This is a genomic window from Comamonas sp. GW821-FHT11H03 (assembly GCF_058807955.1).
Window position 1 is genome coordinate 462,795 of record NZ_JBXARF010000002.1, and the last position, 23,861, is coordinate 486,655.

Sequence of the window (23,861 nt, forward strand, 5' to 3'; positions counted from 1 at the left end):
AGCTATGATTTTTATAGTGAAGCCGCCGGCAGTCAGAGGGCGTCATATGGATATGCGGGCAGTGGGACAATTGCGCCCATGCATCCCAAACAGCTTCTCGACGCTTGCTCTGAACTCGTCAAGCGCGCCCTGACATTTGAACACCCGGCCGATTCCGTGGTGTCCTATTTCTTCCGCGAAAACCGTTACCTCGGCCCGCGCGAACGCGCCACTCTGGCTGAAACCACTTACACCGTGCTGCGCAAAAAGCTGCTGTTTGAAGGCCTGGCGCATTCGGGCAGCGGCGCACGCGAGCGCCGTCTGGCCATCCTCGGCTTTGCCGCCGTCCTGCGCGAGCAGGCCAAGAAGGAAGGCAAGGTCAAGAATAAGGAAGGCCAGGACAGCGAGACCTTCATCAAGGCCGCGCTGACGCCCCAGGAACTCAAATGGCTGGCTGCCTGCGACGGCATCAAGCCCGAAGAGCTGATGGAGGCGCACCGCCACAACCTGCCCGAGTGGCTGGTCGAGCCGCTCAAGGCGCAGGTCGGTGATGAGTTCTGGGCTTTGGCCGAGAGCATGGAGAAGGCCGCTCCGCTCGATCTGCGCGTCAACACCCTCAACGACAAGCGCTCCGATCTGCGCAAGGAACTGGAAAAAGCCGGCATCAAGGCCGAGCCCACACCGTTCTCGCCCATCGGTCTGCGTGTGGACGGCAAACCCGCGCTGGCCAAGGTCGATGCCTTCAACCGTGGCGCCATCGAGGTGCAGGATGAAGGCTCGCAACTGCTGGCACTGATGCTGGACGCCAAGCGCGGCGAGATGGTGGTGGACTTTTGCGCCGGTGCCGGCGGCAAGACCCTGGCCATTGGCGCTGCCATGCGCAACACCGGCCGTCTGTATGCCTTTGACGTATCGGGCCACCGTCTCGATGCGCTCAAGCCGCGTCTGGCCCGCTCGGGCCTGTCCAATGTGCACCCCGCAGCCATTGCCCATGAGCGCGATGAGCGCGTCAAGCGCCTGGCCGGCAAGATCGACCGCGTGCTGGTCGATGCACCTTGCTCGGGTCTGGGCACGCTGCGTCGCAACCCCGACCTCAAGTGGCGCCAGAGCGCCAAGGCGGTGCAGGAGTTGACCGTCAAGCAGGCATCCATCCTGGAGAGCAGCGCCCGTCTGGTCAAGGCCGGCGGACGTCTGATCTATGCCACCTGCTCCATCCTGCCAGAGGAGAACGAGGCCATTGCCGAAGCCTTCAGCGCAGCGCACCCCGAGTTTGTGCCGCTGGACGCGGGCGAGGTGCTGGAGCAGCTCAAGATTGCCGACGGCGACAAGCTTTGCAGCGGTGGTGACGAGGGCCGGCGCTATCTGCGTCTGTGGCCGCATCAGCACGAGACAGACGGGTTTTTCGCGGCTGTTTGGGTGAAAAAGGCGTAACTTCGGTGCAAATTCGGTATCTGCTGTCGGGGAATCGACAGCAGACCGGTCGGCGGCTCACCTAAAATGGCACGACCGTGCTTATCGGGTGGGCGCGGTTTTTTGCCAAAGGCTTTGTTATTTATGTCGCTGGATATCGGCTTGATCTGGAATGCCGTCGTGGATTGGATGGCCAATGGCCTGTGGGATCTGTCGTGGTGGCAGCTGCTGCTCTACACCCTGATTACCACCCACTTCACGATTGCGGGCGTCACGATCTATCTGCACCGCAGCCAGGCGCATCGGGCGCTGGATCTGGGGCCTATTCCCTCGCATTTCTTCCGCTTCTGGCTCTGGCTGGGCACGGGCATGGTGACCAAGGAATGGGTTGCCATCCACCGCAAGCACCACGCCAAATGCGAGACCGCAGATGACCCGCACAGCCCGCAGACGCGCGGCCTGGCCAAGGTGATGCGCGAAGGTGCCGAACTCTACCGCGCCGAGGCCCAGAACGAGGAAACGCTCAGGAAATACGGTCACGGCACACCCGACGACTGGATGGAGCGCCACATCTACCGCCATTCGGTGATGGGCCCCTCGCTGATGCTCATCCTCAATGTGGCGCTGTTCGGCGTGATCGGCCTGTCGATCTGGGCCGTGCAGATGGTCTGGATTCCGTTCTGGGCTGCGGGCGTGGTCAACGGCGTGGGGCATTTCTGGGGCTATCGCAACTACGAAGCGACGGATGCCTCCACCAATCTGCTGCCCTGGGGCCTCATCATTGGCGGCGAAGAGCTGCACAACAACCACCATACCTTCCCCACTTCGGCCAAGTTCTCCGTCAAGCCCTACGAGTTCGATATCGGCTGGTTCTACATCAGCCTCATGCAGAAGCTGGGCTGGGCCAAGGTCAAGAAGACTCCGCCGCGTCTGCGCATGGGCGCCGTCAAGCCCGTGGCCGACGAGCTGACGCTGGAAGCCATCATTGCCAATCGCTACGAGGTCATGGCCCGTTATGCGCGCGGCGTGCGCACCGCGGTTCAGCACGAGCTGGATCTGCTCAAGCACAAGCAGGCGCAGAAGTCGGATGTCTCCCTGCTCAAGGGCGTGCAGCGCTGGCTGCACCGCGATGCCGACAAGGTGCCCGAGCGTGCCCAGGAGCAGTTGGCGCAGGCGCGCGCTGCGCACCCGGTGATTGACCAGATGCTGGTCATGCGCGAAGAGCTGCGTCAGCTGTGGCTCAACACCAGCCTGAGCCGCGAGCAGCTGACCGGCCAGTTGCAGGCCTGGTGCCAGCGCGCCGAGGCCAGCGGCATTGCGGCACTCAAGGATTTCTCCGTCAAACTGCGCGCTGCCCACGTCTGAGGCCGAGCTTGCCAAGCTGCTGCCAGATTCTGGCAAGCGCGAAGCTCAGGCCTTTTTCCTCTTCAAGCCGCTTCGCTGCCCTGTTCGGGCGGGGGCGGCTTTGCTGTATCTGTGCCGCCGGATATTGAATCCAGGCCGCACCTGCCGGCGTGCTCAGCTGCACCCAGGTGCGACTGGGGCAACGCCAGCTTTGCCCGGTTTGCAGCACCATGACCTGGCCGAAGTGATTGTCGGTAAAGCTCAGTGGCCCGATGGCCAGACGCAGCGCCCCTTGCTGGCAGAACAGTTCGCTGCCTTGCTCAAACAGCAGCGATGCGGCTTGGCCGCTGTTGAGGCGATGTGTTTTCGGGGGGAAGTCCGGCTGTGACATGGTGGCTAGAGGTCTGTGATTCAGGCCCTCAAGCGTAAGGAAGCACGGCTTGGCAGAACAGGCACAGCCAGCGTAATGTGCAGGCGTAGCAGCGCGGATTCCGGTGTATCTGTTCTGCTGTGTTTGCTGACAATCTGTATCTGTTGCAGAACAGGGCTTGCTGGCATGATGCCTGCCCGGTCCTGCGTTTTTGTCATCATGCTGACTTCCTCCCCCTCCGAACCACAGCCTGTCGATGATGCGGCAAGCGATGTGCTGTTGCCGCTGTACCAAAGGCTGGCCGCGCACTACAGCGCAGCCATAGAGCTGGGGAGCCTGAAGCCCGGGGAGCGCATGCCGTCGGTGCGCGAGCTGATGGCGCGGCATGGCATCAGCCTCTCGACGGCCTTGCAGGTGCTGCGTTTTCTGGAGGCGCAGGGCTGTCTGGAGGCCAGGCCGCGCGTGGGCTACTTTGTGTGCGCGACGAGGGCGGGTGATATCCCTCTGACCAGCGAGCCGGATCTGAGCCAGCCGCTGGCTCCCAGTGCACATGCGCATTTCGTGGGTATCAACGAGCATATTTCTCTGCTGCTCGAACGTGGCCGCCAGGCCGAGGTCTATATGGACATCGGTGGCTGCACGCCGCCGGCCTCCTTGTTCGATCATCACTATCTGAACAAGACCGTCACCAGGCTGCTGCGCGAGCATCCGACACTGCTCTCACAAGGGCGTTCACTGCTGGCCAATCAGGGCAATCACCCGCTGTTTCAGCAGGCCATGGCCAGACGGGCGCTGGCCTCCGGTATCCGTGTCGCGCCTGCCGATGTGCTGGCAACCACAGGCAATTCGGAAGCCGTGAGTCTGGCGCTGGCTGCCGTGGCATCCCCCGGGGATGTGGTGGCCGTCGAATCGCCGACCTATTACGGCCTGCTGCAGGTGGTGGAGTCCTTGCAGCTGAAAACGCTGGAGATTCCCTGCAGCCCGCGCACCGGCATGTCCATCGAGGCGCTGGAGCTGGCCTTTCAGACCCAGCCGCGCCTGAAGGCCGTGGTGGTGGTGCCGGATCTGCAGATGCCGCTGGGCGCGCGCATGCCGGACGAGAACAAGGCCAGGCTGGTGGCCCTGTGCGCAGCCCATGGAGCGGCGCTGATCGAGGATGACTCCTACGGCCTGTTTGTCGAGGGGCTGCCGGTCAAGCCGCTCAAGGCCTGGGACAGTGTCTCCGGGCATGTGGTCTATTGCCAGGCCTTCAACAAAAGTCTGGCGCCGGGCCTGCGCCAGGGCTGGATGAATGGCGGCCAGTGGCATGGCCGCATCCAGATGCTCAAATTTGCGCAAAGCCGCAATACCCAGACGCTGGGGCAGCTGGTCGTGGCCGAGGTGCTGGGCTCACCCACTCATCAGCGCAGCCTGGAAAAGCTCAGGCAGCAGCTCAAGCAGCAGCGCGAGGCCATGGCCAGACTGGTGGCGCGCCATTTTCCACTGGGCACGCGCATGAGTCTGCCAAGCGGCGGCCTGTGTCTGTGGCTGGAGTTCCCGGCGCAGCTGTCCACGTCGGACTTGTTCACGGCAGCCCTGGCGGGCGGCATACGCATTGCGCCGGGCAGCATGTTCTCCAACTCCGGCCGGTATGAGCACTGCATGCGGCTGGCCTGCACCCATCCGGTCAACGAGCTCATGGACAGGGCGATGCAGGATCTGGGCGCTATGGCCTGCCGGCAGCTGGGACAGAATCCGCGCAGCTAGCACCGGCCGAGGTCCTTTATTTCGTCGGTTGACCGGCCATGCACTTGCTCAGGAATTCGCGGGCTTTGCCGCCTTCCTTGTAGAAGGTGCTGATCACTTCCTTGCCTTCCACGGAGACCTTGAAGCGGGCTTCTTGCTCTTCACCGAGCTCCTTGACCAGTGCTTCGGGGCCGCCCAGCGCGTAGACGATGGCGCCCCATTTGCCATTGGACATGGTGTAGTTGATGGCGCCAACCTCCTGGGGCCGGTCCTGGTTCTGGGTCAGAGTGGTTCTGATCTTGCGCGGGCTGGCGGGCTGGGGAATGTCCATGCCCAGAAAGGTCAGCAGGGCGCCGTTGTGCTTGGCCGTGGGGCCGGAGAGCTGAACGGCACCGGACATGCTGCCAAAAATCGCCGCACATTCAAGACCCGAGCGCGGGTTTTTCTCGTCATGCGAAAACATCCAGTAGCCCTTGCGCAGTTTCTGATACTGCGGGTCTTGTGCAATCCTCTGCCCTTCCTTGAGCAGCTCCTGCCCCTCGCGCAGCAGCTCCAGCTGGCTGCGTGCCAGTCCGCCCAGTGCATCGGCAGGAGAAGGCTCGGCGCGCTGGGTGGCGGCGGGCGCGGAGCTGAACTGTTCGCACACGGGCACGGAGGCCAGACCCGGTGAGCCGCCTGTCATGCCGACCTGGCGCTGGCCGGGGCCCGGTCCCGTGGGGCAGATGAAGGTCTGGCCGAAGACGACTGGCGACACGGCAAGCGAAAAAAGCAATGTGCTCAGCGTCCGGCGATTCATGTGATCCATCCCTGTTGGTTGCAAAGTGCCAAGTATAGGGAGGCTCGCCGCGTCAGCTCTCACGCAGCGACAGGCGTCGCCAAGGCATGAAAAAACCGCCTGCACTTGCGTGAGGCGGTTTTTCAAGAAACAGGCCGAATTACTTCAGCTTGGTTTCCTTGTACTCGACGTGCTTGCGAGCCTTGGGGTCGAACTTGATGATCGACATCTTTTCAGGCATCGTCTTCTTGTTCTTGGTCGTTGTGTAGAAGTGACCGGTACCAGCAGTGGAAGCCAGCTTGATCTTTTCGCGTCCGCCTTTAGCAGCCATGGTGTTTCTCCTTCAGGAAATTAAGCTTGGCCACGAGCGCGCATGTCTGCGAGCACGGAGTCGATACCGTTCTTGTCGATCAGGCGCAGAGCAGCGCTGGAAACGCGCAGGCGCACCCAACGGTTTTCGCTCTCCACCCAGAAGCGGCGGTATTGCAGGTTGGGGAGGAAACGACGCTTGGTCTTGTTGTTGGCGTGGGAAACATTGTTGCCCACCATGGGCTTCTTGCCCGTAACTTCACATACGCGTGCCATTGGGACACTCCGATAGTTGAATCGGCCGCCGGCTCTGGAATCCTGCAGGAGCAGGAGGTGCCGACAACCTCACCTCGCCAGTTTGTAATGGGTGGCGGTAGCCCGATTGCGGAAGTCCCGAAGCACGGTAAAGCGCGAAACTGGAATTCAGCAAAGTCTGCGATTATAGCGTTCTCGCAAAAAAGCCCCTGGTGCCGGCCAAAACTGGCCAAACCCAAGGGCTTTTGCGCCGAACATGCGCTAACAACCGCTCAAACGCGTTGGTGTTATCAGGATTCCTGTTCCAGGAAGCGCTGGGCGTCCAGGGCCGCCATGCAGCCGGTGCCGGCGCTGGTGATGGCCTGGCGGTAGACATGATCCTGGCAGTCGCCAGCGGCAAACACGCCTGGCACGCTGGTCTGGGTGGCAAAGCCCTTGAGACCGCCCTGAGTGATGATGTAGCCGTTTTCCAGCTCCAGCTGACCCTGGAAGATGTCGGTGTTGGGGTGGTGGCCGATGGCAATGAAAGCGCCTTGCAGCTTGACCTCTTCGGTGTGGCCGTCCTGCGTGCTCTTGATGCGGATGCCGGTCACGCCGCTCTGGTCGCCCAGCACTTCATCCAGGGTGAAATGGGTCTTGAGCTCGATCTTGCCTTCCTTGACCTTGTCCATCAGCTTGTCCACCAGGATGGGCTCGGCCTTGAACTTGTCGCGGCGGTGCACCAGGGTGACCTTGCTGGCGATGTTGGACAGGTAGAGAGCTTCTTCCACGGCCGTGTTGCCGCCGCCGATCACGCAGACGGGCTGCTCGCGATAGAAGAAGCCGTCGCAGGTGGCGCAGGCGGAGACGCCGCGGCCCATGAAGGCTTCCTCGGAGGGCAGGCCCAGGTACTTGGCCGATGCGCCGGTGGCGATGATCAGCGAGTCGCAGGTATAGACGCCGCTGTCGCCGGTCAGGGTGAAGGGGCGCTTGGAGAGGTCAACCTGGTTGATGTGGTCGAAAACGATCTCGGTCTTGAAGCGCTCGGCATGCTCCTGAAAACGCTGCATCAGCTCGGGGCCCTGCACACCCATGACGTCGGCAGGCCAGTTGTCTACTTCGGTGGTGGTCATCAACTGGCCACCCTGGGCCATGCCGGTAATCAGCAGGGGCTTGAGGTTGGCACGGGCCGCATATACGGCTGCGGTATAGCCGGCAGGGCCGGAGCCGAGGATGAGAACTTGTGCGTGTTTGGTAGAGGACATGGAGCGGAACTCTGAAAAAAGCAGGCCGACAGCCGGCGCGCGGTCATGAAAACATTGGGAAGGTGTGGGAGTATCGCTCCGGATCAAGGTCTGCGCGTGCAGCTGTTTTTAATCACCGGAATTGTTAAAAATGATAGTGATGAAGCGAATCTGGCTGCCGTATGGCAGTTTTGTTGCATGTGCTTGCATTACGCTGAGCGATCGTCTTGGCCGAATGTACCGCTTGGATAAGGGCCTAAGGTAAGCTTGCGCCTGCGTATGACATATACATTGAACGCTTCGAACGCGTCCTCCTCCAGCAAATCGAAATCCCGCGCTGCCGCTCCGCGCTATGGAGTGATTCGCTTCAGCCAGGAGGTTTTGCTGTTGATCGGCCTGCTGGCACTGGTGTTCTGGCTCATGGCCATGTTCACCTACTCGCCGCAAGACGCCGCCTGGTCCACCTCGGGCGCCGGGCAGAGGCCGTTTGTGCATAACTGGATGGGCCGTGTGGGTGCCTGGCTGGCCGATGCCTGCTACTTCGGCTTCGGCATGTCCATCTGGTGGCTGGTGCTGGCCGCCGTGCAGACCTGGGTGACATCGCTGGTGCGCTGGATGCGCGGCGGGGTGAACAAGGACGGCAGTCCTCTGGCGCTGATGCCGCTGTGGCGTCGCCGATTTCTGTTCTGGGGAGGCCTGGCCATTCTGATGATTGCCAGCTGCGCGCTGGAATGGACGCGTCTGTACCGTTTCGAGAACCTGCTGCCCGGCCCTGCCGGTGGCGTGTTTGGTTACATGATGGGCTTCAACGCCCTCAAATGGCTGGGCTTTGCGGGCTCGGGCCTGATCGGCATCTGCCTGTTCGTGCTGGGCGCTGCCATGGTGTTCGGCTTTTCCTGGGGCACGCTGGCCGAAGGCCTGGGCGCGCGCCTGGACGGTATGGTGCAGTTTGGCCGTGAGCGTCGTGAAATTGCCAAGGATGTCTCTGTCGGCAAGAGAGCGGCCCGCGAACGCGAGGAAGTGGTGTTTGACCGCACCGACGGTGCGATCGCTGCACCGGCGCATCAGCCTGTGCAGATCATCGAGCCCGTGCTGCAGGAGGCCAGCCAGCCCAGCGCCCGGGTGGTGAAGGAGCGCCAGAAGCCGCTGTTCACCGATCATCCGGACAGCAAGCTGCCTCAGGTGGACCTGCTGGATCAGGCCCAGCAGCGCCAGGAGCTGGTGTCTGCCGAGACGCTGGAGATGACCAGCCGGCTGATTGAAAAGCGCCTCAAGGACTTTGGCGTGGACGTGCGTGTGGTGGCGGCCATGCCCGGCCCTGTGATCACGCGCTACGAGATCGAGCCTGCCACGGGCGTCAAGGGCTCGCAGATCGTCAATCTGGCCAAGGACCTGGCGCGTTCGCTGTCTCTGGTGTCGATTCGTGTGATCGAGACCATTCCCGGCAAGAACTATATGGCCCTGGAGCTGCCCAACGCCAAGCGCCAGTCGATTCGTTTGTCCGAGGTGCTGGGCTCGCAGGTCTACCACGATGCCAAGAGCCTGCTGACCATGGGACTGGGCAAGGATATCGTGGGCAACCCCGTGGTCGCCGATCTGGCCAAGATGCCCCACGTGCTGGTGGCCGGTACGACCGGCTCGGGCAAGTCCGTGGGTATCAACGCCATGATTCTGTCTCTGCTCTACAAGGCAGAGGCGCGCGATGTGCGCCTGCTCATGATCGACCCCAAGATGCTGGAAATGTCGGTCTATGAAGGCATTCCCCATCTGCTGTGCCCGGTGGTCACCGACATGAAGCAGGCGGCCAACGGACTGAACTGGTGCGTGGCCGAGATGGAGCGCCGCTACAAGCTCATGAGCAAGCTCGGCGTGCGCAATCTGGCCGGCTACAACAGCAAGATCGACGAGGCCAAGGCGCGCGAGGAGTCGATTCCCAACCCCTTCAGCCTGACGCCCGAGGAGCCCGAGCCGCTGCAGCGCCTGCCGCACATCGTCATCGTGATCGACGAGCTGGCCGATCTGATGATGGTGGTGGGCAAGAAGATCGAAGAGCTCATCGCCCGTCTCGCACAAAAGGCGCGTGCCGCTGGCATTCATCTGATTCTTGCGACCCAGCGCCCCAGCGTGGACGTTATCACCGGCCTGATCAAGGCCAATATTCCGACCCGTATTGCCTTCCAGGTCTCCAGCAAGATCGACAGCCGCACCGTGCTGGACCAGATGGGAGCCGAAACCCTGCTGGGCATGGGCGACATGCTGTACATGGCCAGCGGCACCGGTCTGCCGATCCGCGTGCATGGTGCTTTTGTCTCCGACGACGAGGTGCACCGTGTGGTCAGCTATCTCAAGGAACAGGGCGATCCCGACTACATCGAAGGCATCCTGGAAGGAGGCTCTGTCGACGGCGAGGGCGGCGATGAGGATGGCGAAGGTGGGGGCGAAAAGGACGAGCTCTACGATCAGGCCGTCGAAATCGTGCTGAAAGACCGCAAGGCCAGCATTTCCTATGTTCAGCGCAAACTGCGCATCGGCTACAACCGCTCGGCCAATCTGCTCGAGCAGATGGAAAAGGCCGGCCTGGTCAGCTCGCTCACATCCAGTGGGCAGCGCGATGTTCTAGTTCCGGCTCGCAGCGAGTGAGCCGCACAAGAAGGAGATTCATGAAACGTCTTTTGACTGCAATTTTGATCGCCGGCAGCGCAGGTGCTGCAATGGCCGATGGCCTGAAAAGCCTTGAGTCCTTCATGAAGACCGTGCAGGCCGGCAAGGCGGATTTCACCCAGTCCGTAACCTCGCCGCCCAAGTCCGGGCAGGAGGCGCGTACCAAGGTCTCCAGCGGCAGCTTCGAGTTCCAGCGGCCCGGCAAGTTCCGTTTCAACTACACCAAGCCTTTCGAGCAGCTCATCGTGGCTGACGGCAAGACGCTGTGGCTGTACGACGCCGACCTGAATCAGGTGACGGAGCGTGCCCAGGCCCAGGTGCTGGGCAGCACACCGGCGGCCATCCTGACATCGGCCACCGACCTCAAGGCCTTGAAGGCCGATTTCGAGCTGGGCAACCAGCCTGACGCCGACGGTCTGGAATGGGTGCTGGCCAGTCCCAGGCAGAAAGGCGGCCAGCTCAAGAGCGTGCGCATAGGCTTCACCTCCGAGGGCAAGCTGGCGGCGCTGGATATCGAGGACAGCTTTGGCCAGCGCTCGCTGATGCAGTTCAAGGGCCTGCAAACCCAGGCTTCGCTGCCGGCATCGACCTTCCACTTCACGGTGCCCAAGGGGGCCGACGTGCTCAAGCAGTAAAGATCGCGGCACGCATCAGCAAAAAGGCCTGCGGATTGTGTCCGCAGGCCTTTTTGTTGCAGGAATCGGGTTTAAGCCCTTGTGAGTAGAGCGCAGCCAGTTGCGCTTTGGTAGGGGCTGTGATCAGGCGCGTGTGGCGTTTGCGGCACTTTGCTTGTTGCCGATGGCGAAGTCCAGCAGGCCTGCAATTACCAGCACGCCGACCACGGGGATGACCCAGCCCATGCCCAGGGCGGCGCCGGGCAGTTTGTCCAGCCAGGCGGGCACCAGTGCATCAAGCTTGGCGGCCTTGGCAGCGTCAAACAGGCCAAAGATCAGGGAGACGGCCATTACGGGAATGTAGACGCGCGCCGGCTGATTCCAGCGGTGCAGCAGGCTCAGAGCGATCAGGGCGATGGCCACGGGGTACAGCCCCACAAGCACTGGCACGGCGACGGCAATCAACTGGGCCAGGCCCTGATTGGCCACGGCTGCACTGAAGACCGACAGGCCGATGACCATGGTGCGGTAGGAGATGCCGGTCAGCTCGCTGAAGAAGCTGCTGCAAGCGGTAATCAGGCCCACGCCAGTGGTCAGGCAGGCCAGCATGATGACGATGGCCAGCAGCCACAGGCCAGCGGGGCCAAAGGTCTGCTGTACAAAGGCCGTGAGGATCTGCACGCCGGTGGTGGCGTTGGTAGCCAGTTCGCTGTTGGTGGCACCCAGGTACATCAGCGAGACATAGACCAGGCCCAGGCAGGTCGCGGCAATGATGCCGGCGTAGATGCAGTAGCGGGTGTGCAGCTTGCTGTCGCTCACTCCAGCCGCCTTGATCGCGTTGACGATGACGATACCGAAGATCAGCGAGGCCAGGGCGTCCATGGTCTGATAGCCCTGCAGAAAGCCTTCGGAGAAGGCGGCCGCCTGCGTGGCATAGGCCTCGGTGCTGAGACTGTAGCCATCCACAGGAGCCAGCACGGCGGAGCCGCCGAGCACGGCAAGAGCCAGAATCAGCACGGGCGTGATGATCTTGCCCACGTTGTCCATGAGCTTGCCCGGGAAGAGCGACAGCAGCGCCACCGCCACAAAGTAAGCGATGGTGAAGGCCAGCAGCATGGCGGGCGTGTTACCGACAAAGGGAGCCAGTCCCATCTCGAAGGATACGGTGGCCGTGCGCGGCGTTGCAAACAGAGGGCCGATGGTCAGATAGATGGCCACGGCCAGCACCAGACCGGCAATTCGGCCGATGGGGCTGGTCAAGGTGTCCAGACCGCCACCCACGCGTGCGAGAGCGACTACGCCGAGAAGGGGCAGACCGACACCCGTCAGCAAAAAGCCGGTTGAGGCGCCGAGCAGGTTTTCTCCGGCTGCCAGGCCCACCATAGGCGGGAAGATGATGTTGCCAGCCCCGAGGAACAGGGCAAAGGTCATGAAGCCGAGGGCAAAAATGTCCCAGGTCTTGAGTTTTTTCATACGCTTAGGCTCAGGCGTGCAGCGCTGGCACGCCCTGGAGCAATGTGGAACCAAGGAAAGTTGCGGATGCTTTCGATTGATTTCTGGCTGATGGCGGTAGCCCTATCAGGCACAGGCATTGCGTGGCGCAGATGAGGCGGCCCGCAATGAATCTAAGCGTGCTGCCGGGCCTGGCTGGCCTGGTTTTTGGCAGGCCGGATGGGGGCAGTACCTCCATGGGGCGAGGGGTGGCCTCGTTAATGGAGAGATTGAATCCGTTAAAACGCTATTTTCTCTTATGAGAAATTCTGATAAGGATGCAGGGGTTAAGGTGGATAAGTAATGCCGGCCTTCGTTGTGCAAACAGCCCCAACCCATTTGAATGCGCAACTGCCCGGAGCGTTGGATACTTGAGGGGTCATGGTCACGCACATCAACTCCCATTCCCCAGCCGTTCCCCATCAGCCCCTGGCCGAGCGCCTGCGACCGCACACTCTGGCCGAAGTCATCGGCCAGCAGCATGTGTTGGGCGAGGGCATGCCGCTGCGCCTGGCCTTTGAGTCGGGTCGCCCGCATAGCTGCATACTCTGGGGCCCGCCGGGGGTGGGCAAGACCACGATTGCGCGCCTGATGGCCGATGCCTTTGATGCGCAGTTCATCTCCATCAGCGCCGTGCTGGGCGGCGTCAAGGACATCCGCGAGGCCGTGGAACAGGCGCAGGCAGCGCGAAGCGGACTGTTGCAGCAGCGCACCATTGTGTTTGTGGACGAGGTGCATCGCTTCAACAAAAGCCAGCAAGACGCCTTTTTGCCTCACGTGGAAAGCGGGCTGTTCACCTTCATCGGCGCGACCACGGAGAACCCGTCGTTCGAGGTCAACTCGGCCCTGCTGTCGCGGGCGGCCGTCTATGTGCTGCAAAGCCTGACGACTGACGATTTAGGGCAGATTGTGGCCAAAGCCCAGGCCATCAAAGCGGTTCCAGCGATTGAAGATGAAGCGCTGGAGCGCTTGATTGCCTATGCTGACGGCGATGCGCGCCGCTTGCTGAACACGCTGGAGACCCTGTCCATCACGGCCGAGCAGGCCGGTGTGGAAAGCATTACCGATGGCTGGCTGCTCAAGGTGCTGGGCGAGCGCATGCGCCGCTATGACAAGGGCGGCGAGCAGTTCTACGACACCATCAGCGCACTGCACAAATCCGTGCGTGGCTCGGACCCCGATGCGGCGCTTTACTGGTTTTGCCGCATGCTGGATGGCGGCGCCGACCCGCGCTATCTGGCGCGTCGCATCGTGCGCATGGCCTGGGAAGACATAGGACTTGCCGACCCGCGTGCCATGCAGATGTGCAACGATGCCGCTGCGACTTATGAACGCCTGGGCAGTCCCGAGGGCGAGCTGGCCCTGGCCCAGGCCGTGATCTACCTGGCCGTCGCGCCCAAGAGCAATGCCGGCTACATGGCCTACAACAAGGCCAAGGCCTTTGTGAAGGGTGACTCTACAAGGCCTGTGCCGCTGCATCTGCGCAATGCACCTACCAAGCTGATGAAGCAGCTGGACTATGGGCGGGACTACCGCTATGCCCACAGCGAGGAGGGCGGCTTTGCGGCGGGCGAGCGCTATTTGCCTGATGGAATGGAAGATCAGGGCTTCTACCAGCCCGTGGCGCGCGGGCTGGAAATCAAGATCGGCCAGAAGCTGGCAGAACTCAAGGCGCTCAACGACGCCGCCCGTGCGGCAGATGACGAGCCGGCAGGCTTGTAAAGAGCGAGTTGTCCAGGTGTTGCGCAACTGGCACTAGTTGAATGCTGCATTTTTTGCGGTGTTTTCAGGGTTTTTCGCTAGATTGAGTAGCGGCCCATGACTAAGTGCCTGTATTTATTGGACTTGCGCTGTCGATGAAATTATTGCGCTGCAGCATTTGGGGCTTGCGCACGGGAAACCCCGGCCCTGAGTCCTGAAAACAGCTCCCTAGAATCGATTCACTCTTTTGCGACAAGCGGCCCACAAAGCGGCGGACTGCAGAAGGGGAACCATGGCATCGCTGGCTCCGTCGTTCGGGATGAGAGGCTCGCAGTGTCTCCGTCTTGGATCGAGGGAAGGGGAGCGCGCTTATGGATATCTTGCTGCAGCAGATCATCAATGGTCTGGTGTTAGGCAGTATGTACGCCTTGATAGCCCTGGGCTACACCATGGTGTACGGCATCATTCAGCTGATCAACTTCGCGCACGGCGAGGTGCTGATGGTGGGGGCTTTGACCAGCTGGAGCTGCATCGGCCTGATGCAGGAGGCCATGCCTTATCTGCCGGGCTGGCTCATGCTTTTGGTTGCCGCCATCATCGCCTGCGTGGTGGCCGCGTCGCTGAACCTCGTGATCGAGAAGGTCGCCTACCGGCCGCTGCGCAACAGCCCGCGACTGGCGCCGCTGATCACGGCCATCGGTGTCTCCATCCTGCTGCAGACCCTGGCCATGATCATCTGGAAGCCCAATTACAAGGCTTATCCCACGTTGCTGTCGTCCACGCCCTATGAGATCGGCACGGCGGTGATCACACCCACGCAGATTCTGGTGCTGGTGGTCACGGCGATTGCGCTGGCCACGCTGATGTATCTGGTCAACTACACTAGGCTGGGGCGCGCCATGCGGGCCACGGCCGAGAACCCGCGCGTGGCGGCGCTGATGGGCGTCAAGCCCGATATGGTGATTTCCGCCACCTTCATCATCGGTGCCGTGCTGGCGGCGATTGCCGGCATCATGTACGCCTCCAACTACGGCACGGCTCATCACACCATGGGCTTTCTGCCGGGTCTCAAGGCCTTTACGGCGGCCGTGTTCGGCGGCATCGGCAATCTGGCCGGGGCCGTGGTGGGGGGGCTGCTGCTGGGGCTGATCGAGTCCATAGGCTCGGGCTATATCGGTGACCTGACGGGGGGCGTGCTGGGCAGCCAGTACACCGACATCTTTGCCTTCATCGTGCTCATCATCATCCTGACGCTGCGCCCTTCGGGCCTGCTGGGTGAGCGTGTGGCGGATCGTGCCTGAGGAGTGCCCATGAAGAACAACAAGACACTCCACTGGATTCTGGGCGGCATAGGCCTGCTGGTGCTGCCGCTGATCTTGCAGTATTTCGGCAACGCCTGGGTGCGCATCGCCGATCTGGCCCTGCTCTATGTGATGCTGGCGCTGGGTCTGAACATCGTGGTCGGCTACGCCGGCCTACTGGATCTGGGCTATGTGGCCTTCTATGCCGTGGGCGCGTATATGTTTGCGCTCATGGCATCGCCGCATCTGGCCGAGACCTTCGAAGGTTTTGTGGCCCTGTTTCCCAACGGACTGCACACCTCGATCTGGCTGGTGATTCCGCTTGGAATGCTGCTGGCCGCCTGTTCGGGCGTGCTGCTGGGGTTGCCGGTGCTGCGGCTGCGCGGTGATTACCTGGCCATCGTGACACTGGGCTTCGGCGAGATCATCCGCATCTTCCTGAACAATCTGGATCAGCCCGTCAACGTCACCAACGGCCCCAAGGGCATTGGCCAGATCGATTCGGTCAAGATCTTCGGCTTCGACCTGGCCAAGCGGCATGAGATCTTCGGCTACGACATCTCCTCCGTCACGCTGTACTACTACCTGTTTCTGGTGCTGGTGCTGGCCACCATCGTGATCTGCTACCGCCTGCAGGATTCGCGCATAGGCCGTGCCTGGATGGCGATCCGGGAGGATGAAATCGCCGCCAAGGCCATGGGCATCAATGTGCGCAACATGAAGCTGCTGGCCTTCGGCATGGGTGCTTCGTTCGGCGGCGTGGCTGGCTCCATGTTTGCTGCCTTCCAGGGCTTTGTCTCGCCCGAGTCCTTCAGCCTCATGGAGTCCGTGATGATCGTGGCCATGGTCGTGCTCGGCGGCCTGGGCCATATTCCCGGTGTGATTCTGGGGGCGGTGCTGCTTTCGGCCCTGCCCGAGGTGCTGCGCTATGTGGCCGGGCCGCTGCAGCAGATGACCGATGGACGCCTCGATGCCTCCATATTGCGCCAGTTGCTGATTGCCCTGGCCATGATCGTCATCATGCTGATGCGCCCGCGCGGCCTGTGGCCCACGCCCGAGCATGCCAAAAGCCTGGACCGTCAGTCCTGATGACTGCACAGACAAGGAATGTGAACTGATATGGCAGAGAGCACGACTTCCGCAGTCCTTCATGTCTCGGACATCTCCAAGCGCTTTGGCGGGTTGCAGGCGCTATCCGGTGTGAGCATGAAGATTGACAGAGGCCAGGTCTATGGCCTGATCGGCCCGAATGGCGCAGGCAAGACCACGTTTTTCAACGTGATCACAGGCCTTTATACGCCCGATACCGGCAAGTTCGAGCTGGCCGGAAAGCCCTATGAGCCGACGGCGGTGCACAAGGTGGCTCGGGCCGGCATTGCCCGGACCTTCCAGAACATCCGCCTGTTCGCCGAGATGACGGCACTGGAAAACGTCATGGTCGGGCGCCATGTGCGCACGCATTCGGGCCTGCTCGGGGCGGTGTTTCGCACCAAGGGCTTCAAGGCCGAGGAAGCCGCGATCCGCACCCGCTCCCGTGAGCTGCTCGACTATGTCGGCATCGGCAAATATGCGGACTTCAAGGCGCGCACCCTGTCCTATGGCGACCAGCGTCGCCTGGAGATTGCCCGAGCATTGGCGACGGACCCGCAGCTCATTGCGCTGGATGAGCCGGCCGCCGGCATGAACGCGACCGAGAAGGTGCAGCTGCGTGAGCTGATCGACCGCATTCGCAACGACCAGCGCACCATCTTGCTCATTGAGCACGATGTGAAGCTGGTCATGGGTCTGTGCGACCGCGTGACGGTGCTGGACTATGGCAAGCCGATTGCCGAAGGCACGCCTGCCGAAGTGCAGAAGAATGAAAAAGTGATTGAAGCCTATCTGGGCACGGGAGGCCATTGAAGATGCAGGATCAAGTGCTGGAACAGGCGCAGGCCTCCAAGTCCACGGCCCCGGTGTTGCTGCAGGTCAAGGGCCTGAAGGTGGGCTATGGCGGCATTCAGGCTGTGAAGGGCGTGGACTTTCAGGTGCATCAGGGCGAGCTGGTGTCGCTGATCGGCTCCAACGGCGCGGGCAAAACCACGACGATGAAGGCTGTCACGCGAGGGCTGCAGATTGCCGATGGCGACATTCTTTACCTCGGCAAGAGCATCAAGGGCAAGGGCGCCTGGGATCTGGTGGCCGAAGGCCTGGTCATGGTCCCGGAGGGGCGCGGCGTGTTCGCTCGCATGACGATCACCGAAAATTTGCTCATGGGTGCCTACACGCGCAAGGACAAGGCCGGCATACAGGCGGATATCGAGCGCATGTTCGGCATCTTTCCGCGTCTGAAGGAGCGCAAGGATCAGTTGGCGGGCACCATGTCCGGGGGCGAGCAGCAGATGCTGGCCATGGCCCGCGCGCTCATGAGCCAGCCCAAGGTGCTGCTGCTGGACGAGCCATCCATGGGCTTGTCGCCCATCATGGTGGACAAGATCTTCGAGGTGGTCAGCAATGTCTATTCGCTGGGCGTGACCATGGTGCTGGTGGAGCAGAACGCCAGTCGCGCGCTGGCGCTGGCCGATCGGGGTTATGTCATGGAGTCCGGCATCATCACCATGACGGGGCCGGGTCAGACCTTGCTGAGCGATCCGCGCGTGCGTGCGGCTTACCTGGGAGAGTAGGTCTCGAAGCCCCTTGGCGCTGTCGATCGCGGTGCGCTATCCCGCCGTGACGCTCTCCTGCAGTCAAGGGTGAACCCTAATTCCCCTGAAATTCAAGAAAATGACAAAAAAATGACGTTTTTTATGGTTCTTTGATTGTTTTATTCATTTCTTTTTAGTTCCTTTTAATTCTTTTTTGTTATTGAATAGAATTTGTATATTACAAAAAGAAGTATTTGGAACGTTTTCGCGTGGCAAGGTGACATGCTCCTGCAGTCGGTGCATTCGACGGGCGGATTTCTGCTTTGTGCTGTTGTCAGGAGGAATCACAGGCTTTGTGACAGCTCCTAGCATGGCTCAGAGCTTGTATTTTATTTTTCGTGGTGCCCGAAGGGGTGTCTTGAAGACGCGCTGAAACGCACAATGACTCAAGAGTAAACTCCGCCCCGTTTGAGCCGGGAACCATGCACTTTTTTTTGCAGTGAGTCGCCTGGTTTCTTTTCCCCGGTAAGGAGCATTCATGCTGTTTGGCAAGCTATTGCCGCGCGAAGGCAATTTTTTCGAGATGTTCAATCAACATGCGGACCGCATCGTTGAAGCAGCTCATGCTTTCTCGCAACTCGTTGCAAATTACAACGATCTCCATCTGCGCGAAAAATACAACGCCGATGTGGACAACGCCGAGCGCGCAGCCGACCGTGTGACCCATGATGTCACCAAGCTGCTGCACAAGACCTTCATCACGCCCCTGGATCGCGAGCATATCCACTCGCTGATCAACACCATGGACGACGTGGCCGACCTGATTCAGGACTCGGCCGAGACCATGGCACTGTATGACGTGCGTCACATGACAGACGAAATCACACGTCTGACCGATCTGTGCGTGCGCTGCTGCGAGCGTGTGCGTGATGCCGTCAAGCTGCTGGACCGCCTCTCGGACCCCACGATCGTGGACGCCGCCAGCAAGACCTGCGACGAGATCGACCGCCTGGAAAGCGATGCGGACCGCGTGATGCGTGCGGCCATGAGCAAGCTGTTCCGTGAAGAGCCCGATGTGCGTGAGGTGATCAAGCTCAAGGCTATCTATGAGCTGCTGGAAACCATCACGGACCGCTGCGAAGATGTGGCGAACCTGATCGAGGGCATCGTCCTCGAGAATTCCTGATTCTCGCTGGAGTCCGATCATGGAGCCGGTACAGGCAGCCCTTTGGGTTGTAATTTTGCTGGTGGTGCTCGCCTTGCTGTTCGATTTCATGAACGGCTTTCACGACGCTGCCAATTCGATTGCCACCGTGGTTTCCACGGGGGTTCTCAAACCTACTCAGGCCGTGGCATTTGCTGCGTTCTTCAACGTTGTGGCGGTTTTCGTCTTCCACCTCAGTGTGGCGGCAACCGTGGGCAAGGGTATTGTTCAGCCGGGCATCGTTGACACGCATGTCGTGTTCGGCGCTCTGGTGGGTGCCATCACCTGGAACATCATCACCTGGATCTACGGCATTCCCAGCAGTTCCTCGCATGCCCTGATTGGCGGCATCGTGGGTGCGGTGATTGCCAAGGCCGGCGCGGGCGCGCTGATCGCCAGCGGCATCTGGAAGACTGTGGCCTTCATCTTCGTCTCTCCCGTGCTGGGCTTTCTGCTGGGCTCGCTGATGATGGTGCTGGTCGCCTGGATTTTCCGCCGCGCCAGCCCCAATCGCGTGGACAAGTGGTTCCGCCGTCTGCAACTGGTGTCTGCTGGTGCCTACAGCCTGGGTCACGGTGGTAACGATGCGCAAAAGACCATCGGCATCATCTGGCTGCTGCTGATTGCGACGGGTTATGCCAATGCCGGTGATGCCGAGCCTCCCTTGTGGACCATCGTGAGCTGCTATCTGGCCATCGGTATGGGCACCATGTTTGGCGGCTGGCGCATCGTCAAGACCATGGGTCAGAAGATCACCAAGCTCAAGCCCGTCGGTGGCTTCTGTGCCGAATCCGGTGGTGCTCTGACATTGTTCTTTGCCACCTTCCTGGGGGTTCCCGTCTCGACCACGCACACCATTACCGGTGCCATCGTGGGTGTGGGCTCCACGCAGCGCGCGAGTGCCGTGCGCTGGGGCGTGGCAGGCAATATCGTCTGGGCCTGGGTTCTGACGATTCCTGCCAGCGCCTTTGTGGCATCCATTGCCTACTGGGTCAGCCTGCAACTGTACTGAGATGCAACTGTACTGAGCTTGTGTACTCCTTGGTTGATAGCTGTTGGCGCTTGTCAATCAAGGGTGGAATGCCAAAAAGGCTTCGCATTGCGAAGCCTTTTTTATGGCGGAAACGCGGTCGTCAAGCTGCAGCTTCCTGCAGACTGGATAGGGCCTGCCGCTGCAGCAGTGATCTGAGCTGGCTCACTGGTGCCGGGGGGCTGAGCAGATAGCCCATGAAATGCTCGCAGCCATATTGCGCCAGCAGGGCGCGCTGCTCCAGGGTTTCCACCCCTGCGCCGACGATCATCATCTGATGGCGGGCGGCCAGCGCGATGGCCGCCTGCACGGCGGCTTCGGCGGCATTGTTGGGCCCCAGGCGCTGCACCAGAGACTGCGAGAGCTTGAGCTGGTTCAGGGGCAGCTGCTGCAGCGCTTGCTGCATATGGAAGCTGCCACCAAAATCGTCGAGTGACAGCCCTACCCCCATGGTGCGCAGGCGGGTGAGCGTGGGCACAATATCCGCGTGCGAAGGACTCAGGGCTTGAGTGGAAAGCTCCAGCAGCAGCAAGGCCGGGTCGGCCCCTGTCTGGCTGATGATGCCCTGCACCTGCTCGGCCAGGTCGGCTTGCCTGAGCTGCCTGGCGCTGATGTTGACGCAGATGGGCAGCTTGCCCAATTGCAGGTCGGCCCTCCATCGGGCCAATTGCTCGCAGGCGGCTTGAATGCTCCAGCGGCCCAGGGGAGTGATGATGTCGGTTTCCTCTGCCACCGACAGGAAGATGCTCGGTGGTACCAGTCCTCGCCTGGGATGGCGCCAGCGCAGCAGGGCTTCCAAACCGTTGACGTCGCCGTTGACGGAATATTGCGCCTGGTAATGCAGCTCGAACTGGCCGAGGCGCAGGGCTTCGCGCAGCTCTTGCTCCATGCGGTGGCGATCATTGGCCTGGATGCGCTGCTCGGGGCTGAAGAAGTGCAGGCCTCGGGCTTCCTCGTCGCGCAGACGGTACATGGCGCTCTCAGCCTGCTGCAGCAACTCGGTGGCGGAGCGGGAGTGGGGGCCGAACAAAGTGGCGCCGATATTGGCCTCCAGCATCGCGCTTTTGTTGCCGAGCTGGTAGTTGCCGTTCAGGCTTTCCTGCAGACGCTCTCCCAGGCGCTCCACCAGCACCGTGGTCACTTCGATATCCGGGGACAGATCCGAAACCATGATGACGAAATGCGTGGCATCGAGTCTGGCCACGGTATCGCAGGAGCGTACGCAGGCGAGCAGGCGCTGTGCGATGTTCTGTGCCAGGCCGGCCGGGCTCTCGCCTGCGCTGGCGGACGAGCCTGCCACTGGCCCCATGTCTATGGTCAGCAAGGCCCCGCGCCAGCCCGTGCGCTCTGACTGGATCATGGCCTGGGACAGCCTGTCCAGCAGCAGGCGCCGGTTGGGCAGATTGGTCAGCACATCGAAGAAGGAAAGGCTTTCTGCCTCGTTGCCATGAGGCTGCAGTTCCTTGCAGGCCAGCACGGTGTAATTGGCCGATAGGGCGTGAGCCGACAGATTGAGCTTGCGCCCATTGGGCAACTGAAACTGGGCATGGGCCTGCTGGCGTGCAATCAGGGCTTGATGACTCCCGGCGATATGGCTCAGAGCCGGTGCAGCGCTTGCCGGTGCTGCGGTTGCGGCAGCTTGCAAAGCGGCTTGCAGAGGGATGCCTACCTTGAGGGTGGCGGCCAGCCAGGGAAACAGCTGCAGGTAACCATCATTCCAGCGCTGAGCCCGGTTCTGGGCATCCAGCAGCACATAGCCGCTGCTGGTCTGTTCGAGAATGCGGAAAAGCTGTTCTCCGTACACACCTACCAGACTGGTGGCAGCTGGAAAGGAGTGTTGCCCATGCACTTCGGATCTGGCAGATTTTTCGTTGGTTGCAGACATAAGGCCTCTTCGGACTGGTGCAGCAAAGCCGTCGTAGTGCGAAAACTGCTGGGATGCAGTCTTTGCAAGATGTGCGTCAGTTGGGCATTGTGAGTTCTGTGGAATCGGCAGGCGGCGCTTTGCGTCCAGCAGGTGGAAAATTAGACTTTTGCTTACAAAAGCGGCGAGGCCGAAGCCGCTTCGGCGTGGGCGAAAACCCCTGGTTCAGAGCGCTGCAGCTACTGCGAAATCTTGCGCGCCTCTTCGACCTGGTATTCGAAGTAGTGCTGGAAGCTGTAGGCAATACTGGCCATCAGCACGGTGGCCCCCAGCATCAGGGACAGGCTTACGGCAAAAATCGTCGCCCATTGGGTGCGTCCCGCAGGCGCGTCGGCCTCTATAGAGGGATTGAAGAGCCGGTTCCAGTTTCCTGGCTCCATCAGGCCGTAGAGAATGGCGCGCAGGGCGCAGCCCGCGATGGTGAAGCCCAGCAGGGGGATCAGCAGCCAACTCAGCCTGTCGTCCTGCCCCAGCTGCTGCACGCGTTCGATGCCGTAGACGCCGAGTGCCGTGGGAATGGGCAGCAGCCAGCCCAGCCAGTCCCCAAGGCCGTGCAGGTAAAAGCGATGCAGCCCGAGTGGGCCGCCGAGCAAGGCCAGCCAGGCGGCAACTGTCTTGTTTTTGGGGCGAGGGGCTGGGGTGGAGGCGGGAGCAAGTGGGTTCATGGTCTGGTGCGCAGGCAGAAAACGAAAGAACCCGTCCATTATTCCCTTCGCGCGGAATGCGGGGCTCAGGGCAATTGCGGTTCACTTTCAAGGAGTCCTCTGTGTCGACTATGCCCATTTGTCGTTGCTATAGGCAGCTTTGACAGAACTCGATATAATTTCGGGTTTTACGGCGTGTCGCTGGCCGGGTGGTCATGTCGCGTGTCTCAAACGCTGTAAGAAAACCTGCGCAGCTGGTCAAATTTTTGATGGCACTGGCTGTAACCACCCGAAGGAAACATCATGGTTGTTATTCGTCTCTCCCGCGGCGGCTCTAAGGCTCGTCCCTTCTACAACATCGTTGCAGCTGACAAGCGCGTTCGTCGCGACGGTGCTTTCATCGAACGTCTGGGTTTCTACAACCCTAGCGCTCGTGGCGCCGAAGAAGGCCTGCGTCTGGCTCTGGACCGCGTGAACTACTGGAAGAGCGTTGGTGCTCAAACTTCCGATACGGCTGAACGCCTGATCAAGGAAGCTGCAAAGAAGGTTGCTGCCTAATTTAGGCGGTCGCTCTCTAGGCACCTTTACCAAAGCGGGTTCCGTTGGCTTGACTGACGGAACCCGTTTTTTTATTGAAATTCTGCATTTTTTCTGCTGATCCCATGAGTCACATGCCTGTCCTTCAAGCCACGAGCTTGCCTGCTGATGCCATTGAAGTCGGTCGCATTGCCGATGCCTGGGGAATCAAGGGCTGGTTCAAGGTTCATGCCTTCAGCAGCGCCCCAGAGGCCCTGTTTGCCGCCAAGGACTGGTTTTTGCAGCCTGCCGAGAAAGGCGCCAAGCATTTCACCGGCACCGTGGTGCTGCCCGTCAAGCAGGCGCGCTTCCATTCCGACACCATTGTGGCCACCTCGCTTGAGGTCGCTGACCGCAACGCTGCCGAGGCTTTGCGCGGTGCCCGCGTCTTTGTGGCACGCGAGCATTTCCCCAAGGCCGAGGATGGCGAGTTCTACTGGGTGGATCTGATGGGACTGAACGTGGTCAACCGCGAAGGCGTGGCCCTGGGGGTGGTCAAGGACTTGATGGCCACCGGCCCGCAGACCGTGCTGGTGCTGGGCTATGAAGAGGACGGCAAGGAGCAGGAGCGTCTGATACCCTTTGTCGATGCCTATGTGGATTCGGTGGATCTGGCCGGCAAGAAGATCGTGGCCGACTGGCAGCCCGATTATTGAACTGGAAAGCCTTTTTGCTATCTAGTTTGTAGCTGAAATCGCTTT

At 61.1% G+C, this 23,861-nt stretch carries 22 protein-coding genes; 14 read left to right on the forward strand and 8 right to left on the reverse strand.

Translation table 11 applies throughout. The features are described 5' to 3' along the window. The first annotated feature begins 78 nt into the window (after positions 1-78). Entirely contained in the window at positions 79-1,410 is a 1,332-nt protein-coding gene (locus AC1RTQ_RS06620) for an RsmB/NOP family class I SAM-dependent RNA methyltransferase (RefSeq protein ID WP_302092087.1), read from the forward strand. Positions 1,411-1,533: 123 nt separating this feature from the next. Next, on the forward strand, positions 1,534-2,754 hold the full coding sequence (locus tag AC1RTQ_RS06625) for a DesA family fatty acid desaturase (RefSeq protein WP_492874778.1): 1,221 nt from the start codon (positions 1,534-1,536) through the stop codon (positions 2,752-2,754). On the opposite strand, the gene AC1RTQ_RS06630 is transcribed toward AC1RTQ_RS06625, so the two are convergent. After that, the gene (locus tag AC1RTQ_RS06630; RefSeq protein ID WP_492874779.1) at positions 2,729-3,124 is read right to left on the reverse strand and encodes a hypothetical protein; all 396 of its coding nucleotides are present in this window, start codon (positions 3,122-3,124) and stop codon (positions 2,729-2,731) included. The genes AC1RTQ_RS06625 and AC1RTQ_RS06630 overlap by 26 nt on opposite strands. Before the next feature lie 198 nt (positions 3,125-3,322). Between AC1RTQ_RS06630 and AC1RTQ_RS06635 the strand changes: the two genes are divergently transcribed. Then, on the forward strand, positions 3,323-4,849 hold the full coding sequence (locus AC1RTQ_RS06635) for an aminotransferase-like domain-containing protein (RefSeq protein ID WP_492874780.1): 1,527 nt from the start codon (positions 3,323-3,325) through the stop codon (positions 4,847-4,849). Between the two features lie 16 nt (positions 4,850-4,865). On the opposite strand, the gene AC1RTQ_RS06640 is transcribed toward AC1RTQ_RS06635, so the two are convergent. The 4 genes from AC1RTQ_RS06640 to trxB all read right to left on the reverse strand — a co-directional run bounded on the left by AC1RTQ_RS06640 (position 4,866) and on the right by trxB (position 7,411). Next, positions 4,866-5,624 carry a hypothetical protein gene (locus AC1RTQ_RS06640; RefSeq protein ID WP_409814029.1) on the reverse strand — a complete coding sequence of 253 codons (759 nt, stop codon included), beginning with the start codon at positions 5,622-5,624 and terminating at the stop codon, positions 4,866-4,868. A gap of 139 nt (positions 5,625-5,763) precedes the next feature. Then, positions 5,764-5,934 (reverse strand): 50S ribosomal protein L33, encoded by a 171-nt coding sequence (gene rpmG, locus AC1RTQ_RS06645; protein WP_003058233.1) that lies wholly within the window; start codon positions 5,932-5,934, stop codon positions 5,764-5,766. A gap of 20 nt (positions 5,935-5,954) precedes the next feature. Next, positions 5,955-6,188, reverse strand: coding sequence for a 50S ribosomal protein L28 (gene rpmB, locus AC1RTQ_RS06650; protein WP_003058229.1), 234 nt, complete (start codon positions 6,186-6,188; stop codon positions 5,955-5,957). Between the two features lie 269 nt (positions 6,189-6,457). Next, positions 6,458-7,411 (reverse strand): thioredoxin-disulfide reductase, encoded by a 954-nt coding sequence (gene trxB / locus AC1RTQ_RS06655; protein ID WP_304351169.1) that lies wholly within the window; start codon positions 7,409-7,411, stop codon positions 6,458-6,460. 258 nt (positions 7,412-7,669) lie between these two features. On the opposite strand from trxB, the gene AC1RTQ_RS06660 reads away from it, so the two are divergent. Both AC1RTQ_RS06660 and lolA read left to right on the forward strand, forming a co-directional pair. Then, positions 7,670-10,030, forward strand: coding sequence for a DNA translocase FtsK (locus AC1RTQ_RS06660; RefSeq protein WP_492874781.1), 2,361 nt, complete (start codon positions 7,670-7,672; stop codon positions 10,028-10,030). 20 nt (positions 10,031-10,050) lie between these two features. Beyond that, positions 10,051-10,686: an outer membrane lipoprotein periplasmic chaperone LolA gene (lolA, locus tag AC1RTQ_RS06665; protein ID WP_304351171.1), complete on the forward strand. Its 636-nt coding sequence runs from the start codon at positions 10,051-10,053 to the stop codon at positions 10,684-10,686. Between the two features lie 123 nt (positions 10,687-10,809). Here lolA and brnQ read toward each other — a convergent pair whose 3' ends face one another. Beyond that, positions 10,810-12,138 (reverse strand): branched-chain amino acid transport system II carrier protein, encoded by a 1,329-nt coding sequence (gene brnQ / locus AC1RTQ_RS06670; RefSeq protein WP_492874782.1) that lies wholly within the window; start codon positions 12,136-12,138, stop codon positions 10,810-10,812. Between the two features lie 399 nt (positions 12,139-12,537). On the opposite strand from brnQ, the gene AC1RTQ_RS06675 reads away from it, so the two are divergent. From AC1RTQ_RS06675 to AC1RTQ_RS06705, 7 genes are all read left to right on the forward strand, one after another. Then, positions 12,538-13,878: a replication-associated recombination protein A gene (locus AC1RTQ_RS06675; RefSeq protein WP_492874783.1), complete on the forward strand. Its 1,341-nt coding sequence runs from the start codon at positions 12,538-12,540 to the stop codon at positions 13,876-13,878. Between the two features lie 350 nt (positions 13,879-14,228). Further along, positions 14,229-15,158: a branched-chain amino acid ABC transporter permease gene (locus tag AC1RTQ_RS06680; protein ID WP_302092077.1), complete on the forward strand. Its 930-nt coding sequence runs from the start codon at positions 14,229-14,231 to the stop codon at positions 15,156-15,158. 9 nt (positions 15,159-15,167) lie between these two features. Next, positions 15,168-16,247 carry an ABC transporter permease subunit gene (locus AC1RTQ_RS06685; protein WP_492874784.1) on the forward strand — a complete coding sequence of 360 codons (1,080 nt, stop codon included), beginning with the start codon at positions 15,168-15,170 and terminating at the stop codon, positions 16,245-16,247. 30 nt (positions 16,248-16,277) lie between these two features. Continuing rightward, a complete protein-coding gene (locus AC1RTQ_RS06690; protein WP_492874785.1) occupies positions 16,278-17,060 on the forward strand; it encodes an ABC transporter ATP-binding protein in 783 nt (260 codons plus the stop codon). A gap of 2 nt (positions 17,061-17,062) precedes the next feature. Further along, positions 17,063-17,821, forward strand: a complete 759-nt coding sequence (locus AC1RTQ_RS06695; RefSeq protein ID WP_492874786.1) for an ABC transporter ATP-binding protein — start codon at positions 17,063-17,065, stop codon at positions 17,819-17,821. Positions 17,822-18,320: 499 nt separating this feature from the next. Further along, positions 18,321-18,968, forward strand: coding sequence for a DUF47 domain-containing protein (locus AC1RTQ_RS06700; protein WP_034364720.1), 648 nt, complete (start codon positions 18,321-18,323; stop codon positions 18,966-18,968). A 19-nt stretch (positions 18,969-18,987) separates the two neighbouring features. Then, a complete protein-coding gene (locus AC1RTQ_RS06705) occupies positions 18,988-19,998 on the forward strand; it encodes an inorganic phosphate transporter (protein WP_302092073.1) in 1,011 nt (336 codons plus the stop codon). Positions 19,999-20,119: 121 nt separating this feature from the next. Here the strand turns inward: AC1RTQ_RS06705 and AC1RTQ_RS06710 are convergent, their stop codons facing one another. Continuing rightward, a complete protein-coding gene (locus tag AC1RTQ_RS06710) occupies positions 20,120-21,901 on the reverse strand; it encodes a putative bifunctional diguanylate cyclase/phosphodiesterase (protein ID WP_492874787.1) in 1,782 nt (593 codons plus the stop codon). Positions 21,902-22,119: 218 nt separating this feature from the next. Further along, the gene (locus AC1RTQ_RS06715) at positions 22,120-22,605 is read right to left on the reverse strand and encodes an NINE protein (protein WP_302092071.1); all 486 of its coding nucleotides are present in this window, start codon (positions 22,603-22,605) and stop codon (positions 22,120-22,122) included. A 282-nt stretch (positions 22,606-22,887) separates the two neighbouring features. Here AC1RTQ_RS06715 and rpsP point away from each other — a divergent pair, with 282 nt between their 5' ends. Further along, entirely contained in the window at positions 22,888-23,142 is a 255-nt protein-coding gene (gene rpsP / locus AC1RTQ_RS06720; RefSeq protein WP_003058210.1) for a 30S ribosomal protein S16, read from the forward strand. A 104-nt stretch (positions 23,143-23,246) separates the two neighbouring features. Next, positions 23,247-23,816 (forward strand): ribosome maturation factor RimM, encoded by a 570-nt coding sequence (gene rimM / locus AC1RTQ_RS06725; RefSeq protein ID WP_492874788.1) that lies wholly within the window; start codon positions 23,247-23,249, stop codon positions 23,814-23,816. Positions 23,817-23,861 lie beyond the last annotated feature (45 nt).